The following is a 12,961-nucleotide window of genomic DNA, read 5'->3' as shown; positions in this document are numbered from 1 at the left end:
AGGATCAAACCGGAAAAGGATAAGGCATGGCTCTTCCCGAGTTCACCATGCGTCAGCTTTTGGAAGCTGGCGTTCACTACGGCCACCAGACCGCTCGCTGGAACCCCAAGATGGGCGAGTACATCTATGGTGACCGCAACGGCATCCACATTCTCGACCTCACCCAGACCGTTCCGCTGCTGGATCAGGCGCTGAAGGTCGTGCGCGACACGGTCGCCAAGGGCGGTCGCATCCTTTTTGTCGGCACCAAGCGTCAGGCCCAGAAGCCGATCGCCGACGCCGCCGAAAAGTGCGCGCAGTTCTACATGAACCACCGCTGGCTGGGCGGCACGCTGACCAACTGGAAGACCGTTTCGCAGTCGATCCAGCGTCTGAAGCAGCTGGACGAAGTTCTGGGCGCGGGCGGCGAAGGCCTGACCAAGAAAGAGCGTCTGGGCATGGAGCGTGACCAGGCCAAGCTGCAGGCCAGCCTGGGCGGCATCCGCGAAATGGGCGGCACCCCGGACCTGATCTTCATCATCGACGTTGGCAAGGAAGACCTGGCCATCCTGGAAGCGCAGAAGCTGGGCATCCCGGTCGTCGGCGTGGTCGACACCAACTGCTCGCCCAAGGGCGTGACCCATGTGATCCCGGGCAACGATGACGCGGCCCGCGCGATCCAGCTTTATTGCGACCTGATCAGCCGTGCGGCGCTGGACGGCATGTCGGCCCAGATGGGTGCGGCAGGCGTCGACCTGGGCGCGCTGGAAGCCGCTCCGGAAGAAGAAGCTGTCGCCGAAGCTGCCGTCGAAGCCTGATCGGGCCTTCGCGTCACAACACTGTCACCCGGCGGGCCTAAGCCCCGCCGGGACCCGCATTTCCAAGGAGTGGAAAACATGACGATCACCGCCCAGATGGTGAAGGAACTGCGCGAATCCACCGGCGCAGGCATGATGGATGCCAAGAAAGCCCTGACCGAGGTCAACGGCGACATGGAAGCCGCGGTCGACTGGCTGCGCACCAAGGGCCTTGCCAAGGCCGCCAAGAAGGCTGACCGCGTCGCGGCCGAGGGTCTGATCGGCGTCGCCGTCAGCGATGGCCGTGGCGTCGCGATCGAGATCAACTCGGAAACCGACTTCGTCGCAAAGAACGCCGACTTCCAGGCGCTGGTCCGGGAAGTCGCCAACGTCGCGCTGACCACCGGCGACGACATCGAGGTCGTGAAAGCCGCGCATCTGAACGGCAAGACCGTGGAAACCGTCCTGCAGGAAGCCATTTCCCGCATCGGCGAAAACATGACCTTCCGCCGCATGCACGTGCTGGAGGGCGACACCGTGGTGTCCTATGTCCACAACGCGGCGACCGCGGGGATGGGCAAGATCGGCGTCCTGGTGGCGCTGAAGGGCGACAAGGCCAAGGCCGAGGATATCGGCAAGCAGTTCGCGATGCACATCGCCGCGACGAACCCGCTGTCGCTGTCGGAAGCCACCCTGGACCCGTCCGTGGTCGAGCGTGAGCTTGCCGTGCAGACCGCCAAGGCGCTGGAAGAAAACGCCTCTTCGGCCAAGCCCAAGCCCGAAGCCGTGATCCACAACAACATCATCCCGGGCCGGATGAAGAAGTTCCTGGCGGAAAACACGCTTCTGGGCCAGGCCTTCGTGATCAACCCCGACCTGACCGTGGAAGCCGCGGCCAAGGAAGCGGGTGTCGAGATCACCGGTTATGCCCGCGTCGCCGTTGGCGAAGGGATCGAGAAGAAGACCGAAGACTTTGCCGCCGAAGTCGCCAAGGCGCTGCAGGGCTGATTTTCCCAGCAATGGGGCAGGGGGCCGGTGCAGCGATGTGCCGGCCCTTTTGCTTTTATCGGTCGCAGATGCTTTCATGGGTCGCGGAAAATGAAACGGCGCGGTTCCGGGGAGAACCGCGCCGCAAGTCCTGCCCCGACCTTTGGGGATGAGGTTTGGCAGAGCAAGACATCAAGTCGGCCGACTGAATACGCGGCCCGGGATCAGGCGAATAACGCAGTGCCAGCCAAGGTTTGCTGGTCCGCATGACCGTCAGGTTTCCCTTGGGTCACTTTGACTTTGTGCCACGTGGACCTGTGCCGGGCGAGTGCGGAATACCCTACCTCGCAGCCTGGGCGACTTCGGGCTGGCGCTGGAAGATCATGTTCAGAAGCGCGCCCTTGGCCACAGCCTGAGCCGTGGTCTCGACCGCCAGCGCTTCGCGTGCCAGGCGCAAGTGCTTTTCGACCATCGCCGGAGACACCCCCATCAGAAGGGCAACGTCCTGCGTGGTCTTGCCATCCGCAACCCATTCCAGCGCCTCGCGCTGACGCGGGGATAGCGCCCGGTGACGCGACAGCTGCGGCAGATGCACAATGGTCAGGTGCATCATGTTCGCCACCGCGAGGATCTCTTCCTTGCGGGCGGCGAATATCTCGTCAACCCGTTCCGGGGTCAGCCCGGGATCGGCGATCAGGCCCAAGGCGCCCTTCGACCGGGACGAGACCTCGGGGAAGCTGACCGACATGCCCGCGACGATCCCTTGCGCCGCGTTCTGGCGCACGGCTTCCGCCTCTTCGGCCGACAGGCGGCCGGCCTCGAAGGCCTGCTTCACCCAGCTCCAGGTGCAGGCGCCCGAATTGTGCTCGGCCCAGCGAAAGACCGGGGTCTTGGCGTAAAACGCGCCCTGGAAGTACCGCTTGACGTAGTCGGCGTCGCAGGTCGTCAGGAACAGCGCGTCCTCGGGGTCGCCGATGGTCTTCAGGTGCTTGAAGCGGGTGAAACCGTAATTTGCGCGCCGGAAGCCCAGGCTCGCGAAATGGCCGGTGGCGCGCTCCCAGGCCTCGTCGATCGACGACGCGGAAGCGATGCGGTTCAGCAATGCGAGAATGGTGTTACTCATCTTCTGTCTTCCCTGTTGCCCTGAAGTGCCGCGTCAGAAGACCCTGACCCAACGGCATTTCGAACTTTGACGCGAGATAAGGCCGGTTTCCTTGGCTTGTCTACGGTTTCGGTACCGAATTGGCTTGCAAAGCGGCCAGATGACGGAAGTTGTCACCGATTTGGGGCAATTCGCGCTAGAGACGAGCCGCCACGTGGTCAATAAGGCCGGGCAGGGCCGCGTGATCGTCAAAAATCAGTCTGGCCCCGAGCGATTCTGCCGGGGCCTTGCGGTACCCGCTTGTGAACAGCGCAAACGGAACGCCAGCACGCAGCGCCGTTTCGGCGTCCACCTCACTGTCCCCGACGAAAAGCGACTTGCCGGGGCCAAGTGCGGCCAGAGCCACACGCAACGGGGCCGGATCAGGCTTGCGCTGGGGCAGGGTATCCCCTCCGATGATGACCGGGAAGAGTCTCGCCAGGTCGAAGTGGTTCAGGACCGCGCGGGTCGGACCCTCGGGCTTGTTGGTGCAGATCGCAAGGTGGTGACCTGCGTCCGACAGGGTGGTCAATGCCGTATATACGCCCGAGTATAACGTCGTCAGATCAAAGGCTTCTTCGTAGATCTTGATGAAGCTTTCCACCAGTTCGGCCTGAAGCGTGGCATTGCTTTCGATGCCCTGATGCGCCATCAGCCGACCGACCAGGACGCCCACACCGTTCCCGATGAACCCGCGGACGGTTTCGCTGGAAAAGGGCGGCAAACCCTTGTTTCCGAACACGATATTCGCTGCAGCATGAATTTGTGGCGCGCTGTCGATCAGCGTGCCGTCCAGGTCGAAGGCCAGGTTCAGCCTGTCAGCCAAGCGCTGCCTCGGCCGCGGCCCGGATCGCCTTGATGTTCGCGCCGTAAGGGGCCGGATCGTTGACCGAGCCACCCTTGAACACCGCCGAACCCGCCACCAGCACATCGGCACCAACGGCGCTGACCAGAGGAGCCGTGGCGGTCGTGATCCCGCCATCAATCTCGATGTGGATCGGGCGGTCGCCGATCATCTGCCGCAGCTGCGCGATCTTGGCGACCTGGCTTGCGATGAAGCTTTGCCCGCCAAACCCGGGGTTCACGGTCATGACGCAGACGAGGTCGACCATATCCAGAAGCTCGGCCACGGCCTCGACCGGAGTGCCGGGGTTCAGTGCCAGACCAGCCTTTTTCCCAATTGCGCGAATGGCTTGCAGCGTGCGGTGAATGTGCGGGCCAGCCTCGACATGGGCGGTGATCACGTCGGCGCCAGCCTTGGCGTAGGCCTCAAGGTAGACGTCCACCGGAGAGATCATCAGGTGGACATCCATCACACCCTTGATGTGCGGCCGGATCGCAGCGCACATCGCCGGGCCAAAGGTCAGGTTCGGGACAAAATGGCCGTCCATCACATCCACATGCACCCAATCCGCGCCTTGCGCCTCGATCGCGCGACATTCGGCACCAAAGTTGGCAAAATCCGCGGCCAGGATGGAGGGAGCGATCTTGATGGAACGGTCGAACATGGGGCAGGCTCCAGCTGTTGGCGCCTCATATCCCGGCGTATCCAACCTTTCCAGCACCCATTACATTACATATTACTGATTACACGATATCTGGATGAAGGAAGGCACACCCGCCCCCAATGAAAACGGCCCGGTCAATCGACCGGGCCGCATCGCGGATCAGACGGAACTCAGCCGACCAGTTCAAGGCCCGAGAAGAAGAACGCGATCTCGCGGGCGGCTGAAGCCTCGCTGTCCGAACCGTGGACCGAGTTCTCGCCCTTGGACAGCGCGAACTCCTTGCGGATCGTGCCATCGGCAGCGGCGGCCGGATCGGTCGCGCCCATCACTTCACGGTTCTTGGCAATCGCGCCTTCGCCTTCCAGGACCTGCACCACGACCGGCTCGGACGCCATGAACGCGCAAAGCTCGCCGTAGAAGCCACGCTCCTTGTGTTCGGCGTAGAAGGCTCCGGCCTGGGCGGCCGACAGATGGATGCGCTTCGAAGCGACGACGCGCAGGCCGGCATCCTCGAACTTGGCAACGATCTTGCCGGTCAGGTTGCGCTTGGTCGCATCGGGCTTGATGATCGACAGGGTACGTTCAACGGCCATGTGGCTCTCCATCGGGTTTGGGGCCAGCTTGGCCCTCTTCGGATGGCCGGGCTGCTATCACGCGCGCACGCCTTTGAAAAGGTGCAGTGGCATTGACCTTCCCGTCGGCATCGGGCAATGCCCGCGCATGCTGAAGATCGAGGACATCACCTACAACGTCGAAGGCCGCCCTCTGTTCGAGGGCGCATCGGCCACCATTCCCACCGGCCACAAGGTCGGGCTTGTGGGCCGCAACGGCGCGGGCAAGACCACGCTTTTCCGGCTGATCCGGGGCGAGCTGGCGCTGGAGGGCGGGTCGATCACCCTGCCCCAGCGCGCCCGCATCGGTGGCGTCGCCCAGGAAGTGCCGTCGTCCGAGACCTCGCTGATCGATACGGTGCTGGCGGCGGATACCGAGCGTGCCAGCCTGATGGCCGAGGCCGACACGGCGCAGGACCCGCACCGCATCGCCGAGATTCAGGCGCGGCTGGCCGACATCGACGCCTGGTCGGCCGAGGGTCGGGCGGCCAGCATTCTCAAGGGCTTGGGCTTCGATGCTGAGCAGCAGCTGATGCCCTGCTCGGCCTTCTCGGGCGGCTGGCGGATGCGGGTCGCGCTGGCGGGCGTGCTCTTTGCCCAGCCCGACTATCTGCTTTTGGACGAGCCGACCAACTACCTTGACCTTGAAGGCGCCCTCTGGCTGGAAAGCTACCTGCAGAAGTATCCGCATACGGTCCTGATCATCAGCCATGACCGCGGCCTTCTGAACCGCGCGGTGCAAGGCATCCTGCATCTGGACAACCGCAAACTGACCTACTGGACCGGCCCCTACGACCAGTTCGCCCGCCAGATGGCCGAACGCCGCGCCGTGCTGCAGGCCGAGGCAAAGAAGGTCGACCTTCAGCGCGCCCATCTGCAAGCCTTCGTCGACCGCTTCAAGGCCAAGGCCTCCAAGGCCGCACAGGCGCAGTCGCGCGTGAAGATGCTGGAAAAGCTGACCCCGATCACCGCGCCCGAAGATGCCAAGAAGGTGGTCTTCACCTTCCCTGCCCCCGAGGAACTGGCACCGCCGATCATCAACCTGGATGGTGCAGCGGTCGGTTACGGTGGTCCGTTGATCCTGAAGAAGCTGAACTTGCGCATCGACCAGGACGACCGCATCGCGCTTCTGGGTCGGAACGGTGAAGGAAAATCCACGCTTTCCAAACTGTTGGCCGGAAAACTTCAACCAGCCGAGGGCAAGTTCTCGCGGTCCTCCAAGCTGCGGATCGGCTATTTCGCCCAGCACCAGGTCGACGAGTTGCATCTGGATGAGACGCCGCTTCAGCACATCATGCGGCTGCGGCCGGCGGAAGGTCAGCCGAAACTCCGCGCGCGGCTGGCGGGGTTCGGGCTGATGGCCGATCAGGCCGACACGGTGGTCGCTCGGCTGTCGGGCGGACAGAAAGCGCGATTGTCACTGCTTCTGGCAACAATAGACGCGCCACACCTGCTGATTCTGGACGAACCGACCAACCACCTGGATATCGAGTCGCGGGAAGCACTGGTCGACGCGCTGACCGAATACTCTGGCGCGGTGATCCTGGTTTCGCACGACATGCACCTTCTGGGCCTGGTCGCTGACCGCCTGTGGCTGGTCAAGGGCGGCGCAGTCACGCCCTATACCGAAGATCTGGAGGCCTATCGCCGCCAGCTTCTTGCGGGTGAGGACGAGGTGAAGGTTGTCGCCAAACCCGTTGAAAAAAAGCCGAAACCCAGCCGTGACGAGATGCTTGCCCTGAAGGCCGAGGTCCGCAAATGCGAGGAGCGGCTGGGTAAGTTGAACGACATGCGGGACAAGCTTGCGAAAAAACTGGCCGACCCGCAGCTTTACGAGGACGGTCGCAAAGGCGAGCTTGAGACCTGGAACAAGAAGTATGCCGAGGTGATGGACGCGCTCGACAAGGCCGAGGGGCTTTGGCTGGCGGCGCAAGAGAAGCTGGAATTGAGCGGCGTCTAAGCCACATTGTATATACAGCAATTTCGTGAGTGTATATACGAAATTGTCGCATAAGTGGAAATAGTCCCGGGTCTTCCCGACCGATGGACGGAACCCGCTGGAACCCACCTCACCCTGAGGCGCCCATGTTCCGCTTCCCAAAACCCATGCCTCCGCCTAGCCTGTCGCGAAACCTGGAGCGACGATGCCAGAAGCCGCCTTCCTGATCACCGCCTTCGCCACGCTTTTCGTGGTGATCGACCCGCCCGGCCTGGTGCCGCTTTTCATCGCGTTGACCCGAGGCATGGGACCGCAGAAGCGGCGCGCGATGGCGCGGCGGGCCTGTCTGATCGCGGCGGTGCTTTTGCTGCTTTTCGGGGTGGCGGGGGAAGCGATCCTGACTTTCATCGGAATCTCGATGCCCGCTTTCCGGATCGCGGGCGGGATCCTTCTGTTCCTGACTGCGCTGGACATGCTGTTCGAACGCCGGACCCAGCGGCGCGAAGGGCAGCAGGCCGAGCCGGATCATGACCCCTCGGTCTTTCCGCTGGCAACGCCGCTGATTGCCGGACCGGGGGCCATCGCCTCGGTGATCCTTTTGGTGGGTGAGGCCGGTCCGGGATGGCCGGGGACGTTGGCGGTGCTGGGGCTGATGCTGGTGATGATGGCGGTGACCTATGCGTTCCTCCTGGCCTCGCCACCGTTGGAGCGGTTGCTGGGCCGGACCGGGGTGATCGTCATCACGCGGCTTCTGGGGATGCTTCTGGCCGCGCTGTCGGTGCAGTTCGTGATCGACGGGGTGCGGGGCACGGGATTGATCGGGTGATCTTTCCAAGTCAGCCCCCTGCCCCCATATCTGCCTGAACCGGAGGTTCGGATGGACGGAGAGACCCTGGCCCGCGTGGGCTATCTTGCGCTGATCCTGGCCGCGTTGGGCGGCTGGGTGCTGGTCGAGTTCCGCCAGAGGATGGGTCAGGCGCTGCGGATGGCGCTGGCCTGGGGGCTGATCTTCGTCGGCATGATGGCGGGATACGGGCTGTGGTCGGACATCCGGCGCGACGTCATGCCGATCCAGGAGGTGGGCGCGGCGGGAGAGGTCGAGGTGCCGCGGTCGATGGACGGGCATTACTATTTGACGCTGATGATCGACGGGACGGCGGTGCCGTTCATGGTCGACACCGGGGCAAGCGGGATGGTGCTGGCCGCAAAGGATGCCGAGCGGCTGGGGATCGATCTGGCGACCCTGGAGTTTCGGGGGCAGGCCAACACGGCCAACGGGGTGGTCCGGACGGCGCGGGTCACGCTGGGGGCGGTAGAGTTGGGGCCGTTCCGGAACGAGCGGTTCGGGGCCTTCGTGACCGAGGGGGCGCTGGAGCAGTCGCTTCTGGGGATGGACTACCTGGGGCAGTTCCGGATGGAGTTCGACGGCGGCAAGCTGGTGCTGCGCCAGTAGTGTCCACGGTGGACAAGCGCGGTGTTTCCTTTGCGATCAAGGACTTGCTATTTTCTGTTAAGTCTTTGGAAAGGTTTCGAAAACGGGAGAGACAAAATCCTTGAGTAAGGATTTTGACAAATTTCTTGCTTAAGAAATTTGGGGCCCGGCCTTCAGCGGGCGGCGCTTTCGGCCTTCTTTTCCCAGCGACCCGATTCCTCGGACCAGTACTGTGCGGCGTGGCCTGCCGTGGTCATCGCCTTCCACTGCGCGCGCGCGGCTTGCAACCGGGCCGGGTCGTTTCCGTCGAAAAGGACCCAGACACGCTCCATCGCGGCGATCTCGGCGTCGGTCGCTTCGGCCCCGTCGATCAGCGCCAGGACCTTTGCCCCGTTGACCGGTTGACCAAGGCCAAGCAGCACCGGCTGGTCCGCGTCATGCGGCCCGCCGTCCAGCCCATGCGGCAGGAAGCTGTCGTCCCCGCCCTTAAGCCAGAGCGCCTGATCCAGAAGGTCCAAGGCGGCAGGGTCGGTCCCGCGCACCATGACCCGCCAGCCCTGCCCCAAGGCACGCGGCGCATTGACAGCCAGCGTATCGGCGGGAGCCGATTGCATCAGGTGGAAGAACATCACCGTGCCCATTGCGGTCCGCTCGTCGTGCGTCTTCGACTTCTCCTCGCTGGGGCGGTCCGCGAGGAGCGACGCGGAACGCGAGCGAGGAGCCTCACTTCTCGAACCGGTCGCGGATCAGCCGGTCCAGCGCCATGACGCCCCAGCCGGTCGCGCCCTTTGGCGCCAGCGTGGTGTCGGCCTTCAGAAGCGCGGTCCCGGCAATATCAAGGTGGCACCAGGGCATGTCCGGCTTGACGAAGCGCTGCAGGAACTGCGCCGCGGTGATCGCGCCGCCGTCGCGGCCGCCGACGTTCATCATATCGGCGATGCGCGACTTCAGCTTGGCGTCATAGGCATCGCCCATCGGCATCCGCCAGGCACCTTCGCCCTCGGCCTTCGCCGCGGCGAGGAAGGCGTTGCAAAGCGCGTCGTCGTTGGAAAAGACGCCCGTGTTCTCATGCCCCAAGGCAATGATGATCGCGCCGGTCAGGGTGGCGAGGTCGATCATGCCTGTGGGCTTGAAGCGTTCCTGCGCGTACCACATCACATCGGCCAGGACCAAGCGGCCCTCGGCATCGGTGTTGATCACCTCGATCGTGTCGCCCTTCATCGATTTGACGACGTCGCCGGGACGCTGCGCGCGGCCGTCGGGCATGTTTTCCACCAGCCCCACCAGGCCCACCACGTTCGCCTTGGCTTTGCGCAAGGCCAAGGTTCGCATGACCCCGGCGACGACACCGGCCCCACCCATGTCCATCGTCATCTCTTCCATGCCCGCCGCGGGCTTGATCGAGATGCCGCCGGTGTCGAAGACCACGCCCTTGCCGATCAGCGCAAACGGTGCTTCGCCCTTGGGACCGCCATGCCATTGCATCACCACGACCTTCGAGGGGCTTTCCGACCCCTGCCCCACGCCCAGAAGCGCACCCATGCCAAGCTTCATGAGCTGGTCTTCTTCCAGGATCTCGACGTCGAGGCCAAGTTCCTGCATCGCGGCCAACCGGGCGGCGAAGTCGTGTGTTGTCAGCACGTTGGCCGGTTCGTTGACCAGGTCGCGGGTGAAGAACACGCCTTCGGCGACAGCGGCCATCGGCGCGGCGGCCTTGGCGACGGCCTCGGGGTTGGCGGCCATCAGGGTCACGGGACCGGGGACGGGCTTTTCGCCGCTTTTGTGGGTGTCGAAGTCATAGGCGCGCATCGCAAGACCAAAGGCGATGTCGGCGGCGCGGGCGTGGCCCTCGGCCAGGACCAGCGAGCCCCCTGCCCCATGCGCCTTGCCCACCGCCGACCCGGCCTTGCGAGCCTGAGTCTGGTCGGCCTTCTTGCCCAGCCGGATCAGCTGCACGGCATCGGCGGCCAGGCCCGGCAGGTAAGCCAGATCCATCGCTTCGCCCGGTTTCAGCTTGCCGAACGCCTCGGACCCGGCGGCGCGGGACAAGGCCCCCCTGGTCAGCCGATCAAGCCGCTTGAAGCCGGGGCTGGTCGGCTGGTCTGCGTCGGCCAGCACGGCGATACGGCCCTTCTGGGCGGCAAGAGCTTCAAGATCGGTGGCCTGGAACTGGATCGGCAGGGGCTTCGGCATTGCGTTCTCTTTCGTCAGACGGTTTTCCGCATATGGCTTTCGACACTCGGCGGCGGCTTGCCGGGACGCTACAACCCTGCCCGGCGCTTGGCCAGATAGCAGTTTTCGCCGCTGGTGAATTCCGCTAGGGTCGCGCCTAGATGTTGTAGGGGCCGGCGCGCGCGTGTCTAGATTCGACAGATATCTGATGTCGCAGCTGTTGTCGCTGTTCGGCTTCTTTGCGCTGGTGCTGGTCGCGGTCTACTGGGTCAACCGGGCCGTGGGGCTGTTCGACCAGCTGATCGGCGACGGGCAATCGGCGCTGGTGTTCCTGGAGTTTTCGGTCCTGACCCTGCCGAACGCAATCCGGCTGGTGCTGCCCATCGCGGCTTTCGCGGCGACGGTCTATGTCGTCAACCGTCTGATGCAGGAAAGCGAGCTGGTGGTCATGCAGGCGACCGGGTTCTCGGCCTTCCGGCTGGCGCGGCCGGTGCTTTACTTCGGGCTGACGGTGATGGGGATGCAGCTGGTGCTGACCAATATTCTGGTTCCCGCCAGCCAGCGCATCCTGAGCGAACGGTCGGCCGAGATTTCGCAGAACATCACCGCGCGGTTCCTGACGGCGGGGCAGTTCATGCATCCGTCGCAGGGGATCACGCTATACATCCGCGAGATCAGCCCGACGGGTGAAATCCTGGATCTGTTCCTGGCCGATGAGCGGTCCGAGACCGACCGCGCGGTCCATACGGCGCGCAAGGCTTTTCTGGTGCGCGGCGAGGTGGCGCCGAAGCTGGTGATGGTCGATGGTTCGACCCAGCGGCTGACCCGCAAGGACGGACGGATGGCGGTCACGCGGTTTTCCGACTTCACGCTGGACCTTGCGGGCCTGATTTCGGTCGGGGGTGCAGGACAGATCGCGCTGAACGCGCTGCCGACGCGGGTATTGCTGGAGGCCTGGCCCGAGGCGGCGGCAGCGACCGGCGCAAGTGTCGCGCAGATGCAGGAAGAGGGTCATTCGCGCCTTGCGGCCCCGCTTCTGGCGGTGGCCGCGGCGCTGATCGGCTTTGCGGCGTTGATGCAGGGCAGTTTCTCACGCTTCGGGCTGTGGCGGCAGATGGCGCTGGCAGTCGGGCTCTTGATCGCGTTGCAGCTGGTCTGGACCTGGGGTGGCAGCGTCGCGCTGGAGCGGGAGGGGGCCTGGCCTGCGGTCTATGCGGGTCCGCTGGTGGGCATCCTGGTGGCAGGCGCGATGCTGTGGTGGGCGCAGCAGCCCAGGCGACGGGGGCGGATCTTCGCATGACGCTAAGCCTTTACATCGCGCGGCGGTTCCTGGGGTCGGTGGGCCGGGTCTTCCTGGCGTTCTTCGTGATCCTGCTCCTCATCGACATGATCGAGCAGCTGCGCCGCTTTTCCGACGCGGGCGTGGGTCTGGCGGGGGCGGCGCGGCTGTCGCTCCTCAGCGTGCCTGAAACGCTGTACCGCATCCTGCCGCTGATCCTGATCCTGGGGGCAATCGCGAATTTCCTGGGGCTGGCGCGGTCGTCGGAGCTGGTCGTGGTGCGCGCGGCGGGGCGGTCGGCGCTGCGGTTTCTGGTGACGCCGCTGGTGGTCTCGGTGGGCCTGGGGCTGCTGGCGGTGGCCTTCTTCAACCCCTTGGTGGCGGCGACGTCGAAAGCCCATGACGACGCGCGGTCCCAGCTAAGTCAGGGCGGGCGATCGGTCCTGTCGGTGGCAGACACGGGCCTTTGGCTGCGGCAGGGCTCGGGCGAAGGGCAGACGGTGATCCAGGCGGCGCGGTCGAATCTGGACGGGACCGAACTTTTCGGGGTGACGTTCCTGGGCTTTGACCAGGACGGCCGTCCGACACGGCGGATCGAGGCCGAGACGGCGAAGCTGGTCGAGGGCGCGTGGGAGCTGACGGGGACCAAGACCTGGGACCTGACCTCGGCCAACCCCGAGCTGACGGCGGTCAAGGCGGCAGGGCCGATCGCCCTGCCCTCGGACCTGACGCCGGAACGCATCCGCGACAGTTTCGGCACGCCCTCGGCCATCGGGTTCTGGGACCTGCCGGGCTATATCGCCGATCTGGAACGGGCCGGTTTCTCGGCGCAGGCTTACAAGCTGTGGTACCAGATGGAACTTGCGCTGCCGATGCTGATGGCGGCGATGGTGCTGGTCGCGGCGGGGTTCACCATGCGGCATGTCCGTTTCGGGGGAACCGGGCGGATGGTGCTGTTTGCGCTGCTGGCGGGCTTTGGCTTCTACTTCCTGCGCAACTTCGCCCAGGCGCTGGGGGACAGCGGGCAGATCCCGATCCTGCTTGCGGCCTGGAGCCCTCCGGTCGCAGCGGTGATGCTGTCGCTTGGCCTGCTACTTCACCTGGAGGAAGGCTGAC

General features: G+C 64.6%; 13 protein-coding genes. 7 read left to right on the top strand and 6 right to left on the bottom strand.

Going from position 1 to position 12,961, the window contains the following annotated elements:
- The first annotated feature begins 26 nt into the window (after positions 1-26).
- Together rpsB and tsf are read left to right on the top strand one after the other, a co-directional pair.
- Positions 27-797 (top strand): 30S ribosomal protein S2, encoded by a 771-nt coding sequence (gene rpsB, locus U1E69_RS18180; protein WP_322245836.1) that lies wholly within the window; start codon positions 27-29, stop codon positions 795-797.
- Between the two features lie 78 nt (positions 798-875).
- Positions 876-1,784, top strand: a complete 909-nt coding sequence (tsf, locus tag U1E69_RS18175) for a translation elongation factor Ts (RefSeq protein ID WP_322245835.1) — start codon at positions 876-878, stop codon at positions 1,782-1,784.
- Between the two features lie 319 nt (positions 1,785-2,103).
- Here tsf and U1E69_RS18170 read toward each other — a convergent pair whose 3' ends face one another.
- The 4 genes from U1E69_RS18170 to ndk all read right to left on the bottom strand — a co-directional run bounded on the left by U1E69_RS18170 (position 2,104) and on the right by ndk (position 5,005).
- Entirely contained in the window at positions 2,104-2,886 is a 783-nt protein-coding gene (locus U1E69_RS18170; protein ID WP_322245834.1) for a helix-turn-helix transcriptional regulator, read from the bottom strand.
- A 175-nt stretch (positions 2,887-3,061) separates the two neighbouring features.
- Complete coding sequence (gene gph, locus U1E69_RS18165; RefSeq protein WP_322245833.1) at positions 3,062-3,730, bottom strand: phosphoglycolate phosphatase; 669 nt, start codon at positions 3,728-3,730, stop codon at positions 3,062-3,064.
- Positions 3,723-4,412: a ribulose-phosphate 3-epimerase gene (rpe, locus tag U1E69_RS18160; RefSeq protein WP_322245832.1), complete on the bottom strand. Its 690-nt coding sequence runs from the start codon at positions 4,410-4,412 to the stop codon at positions 3,723-3,725. The genes gph and rpe overlap by 8 nt, the downstream gene beginning before the upstream one ends.
- A 170-nt stretch (positions 4,413-4,582) precedes the next feature.
- Positions 4,583-5,005, bottom strand: a complete 423-nt coding sequence (ndk, locus tag U1E69_RS18155) for a nucleoside-diphosphate kinase (protein WP_322245831.1) — start codon at positions 5,003-5,005, stop codon at positions 4,583-4,585.
- A gap of 127 nt (positions 5,006-5,132) precedes the next feature.
- Here ndk and U1E69_RS18150 point away from each other — a divergent pair, with 127 nt between their 5' ends.
- The 3 genes from U1E69_RS18150 (at position 5,133) to U1E69_RS18140 (ending at position 8,415) form a co-directional block, all read left to right on the top strand.
- Positions 5,133-6,983, top strand: coding sequence for an ABC-F family ATP-binding cassette domain-containing protein (locus U1E69_RS18150; RefSeq protein ID WP_322245830.1), 1,851 nt, complete (start codon positions 5,133-5,135; stop codon positions 6,981-6,983).
- Between the two features lie 184 nt (positions 6,984-7,167).
- Positions 7,168-7,788: a MarC family protein gene (locus U1E69_RS18145; protein ID WP_322245829.1), complete on the top strand. Its 621-nt coding sequence runs from the start codon at positions 7,168-7,170 to the stop codon at positions 7,786-7,788.
- 51 nt (positions 7,789-7,839) lie between these two features.
- A complete protein-coding gene (locus U1E69_RS18140; protein WP_322245828.1) occupies positions 7,840-8,415 on the top strand; it encodes a retropepsin-like aspartic protease family protein in 576 nt (191 codons plus the stop codon).
- 152 nt (positions 8,416-8,567) lie between these two features.
- Here U1E69_RS18140 and U1E69_RS18135 read toward each other — a convergent pair whose 3' ends face one another.
- A complete protein-coding gene (locus tag U1E69_RS18135; protein ID WP_322245827.1) occupies positions 8,568-9,035 on the bottom strand; it encodes a DNA polymerase III subunit chi in 468 nt (155 codons plus the stop codon).
- Positions 9,036-9,117: 82 nt separating this feature from the next.
- Positions 9,118-10,587 (bottom strand): leucyl aminopeptidase, encoded by a 1,470-nt coding sequence (locus U1E69_RS18130; RefSeq protein ID WP_322245826.1) that lies wholly within the window; start codon positions 10,585-10,587, stop codon positions 9,118-9,120.
- A 163-nt stretch (positions 10,588-10,750) separates the two neighbouring features.
- Here U1E69_RS18130 and lptF point away from each other — a divergent pair, with 163 nt between their 5' ends.
- Together lptF and lptG are read left to right on the top strand one after the other, a co-directional pair.
- Positions 10,751-11,866, top strand: coding sequence for an LPS export ABC transporter permease LptF (lptF, locus tag U1E69_RS18125; RefSeq protein ID WP_322245825.1), 1,116 nt, complete (start codon positions 10,751-10,753; stop codon positions 11,864-11,866).
- A complete protein-coding gene (lptG, locus tag U1E69_RS18120; protein ID WP_322245824.1) occupies positions 11,863-12,960 on the top strand; it encodes an LPS export ABC transporter permease LptG in 1,098 nt (365 codons plus the stop codon). Before lptF ends, lptG begins: the two co-directional genes overlap by 4 nt.
- Position 12,961 lies beyond the last annotated feature (1 nt).

This window comes from Tabrizicola sp., assembly GCF_034366665.1.
Lineage (GTDB): Bacteria > Pseudomonadota > Alphaproteobacteria > Rhodobacterales > Rhodobacteraceae > Tabrizicola.
The sequence above is the reverse complement of the archived record's forward strand: the minus strand, read 5'-3'. Positions and strand labels throughout refer to the sequence as shown.

Coding starts and splice junctions, on each gene's coding strand:
- U1E69_RS18135 (WP_322245827.1), bottom strand. CDS start 9,035: ATGGGCACGGTGATGTTCTTCCACCTGATGCAATCGGCTCCCGCCGAT.
- ndk (WP_322245831.1), bottom strand. CDS start 5,005: ATGGCCGTTGAACGTACCCTGTCGATCATCAAGCCCGATGCGACCAAG.
- lptG (WP_322245824.1), top strand. CDS start 11,863: ATGACGCTAAGCCTTTACATCGCGCGGCGGTTCCTGGGGTCGGTGGGC.
- U1E69_RS18130 (WP_322245826.1), bottom strand. CDS start 10,587: ATGCCGAAGCCCCTGCCGATCCAGTTCCAGGCCACCGATCTTGAAGCT.
- tsf (WP_322245835.1), top strand. CDS start 876: ATGACGATCACCGCCCAGATGGTGAAGGAACTGCGCGAATCCACCGGC.
- rpe (WP_322245832.1), bottom strand. CDS start 4,412: ATGTTCGACCGTTCCATCAAGATCGCTCCCTCCATCCTGGCCGCGGAT.
- U1E69_RS18145 (WP_322245829.1), top strand. CDS start 7,168: ATGCCAGAAGCCGCCTTCCTGATCACCGCCTTCGCCACGCTTTTCGTG.
- rpsB (WP_322245836.1), top strand. CDS start 27: ATGGCTCTTCCCGAGTTCACCATGCGTCAGCTTTTGGAAGCTGGCGTT.
- U1E69_RS18140 (WP_322245828.1), top strand. CDS start 7,840: ATGGACGGAGAGACCCTGGCCCGCGTGGGCTATCTTGCGCTGATCCTG.
- U1E69_RS18170 (WP_322245834.1), bottom strand. CDS start 2,886: ATGAGTAACACCATTCTCGCATTGCTGAACCGCATCGCTTCCGCGTCG.
- U1E69_RS18150 (WP_322245830.1), top strand. CDS start 5,133: ATGCTGAAGATCGAGGACATCACCTACAACGTCGAAGGCCGCCCTCTG.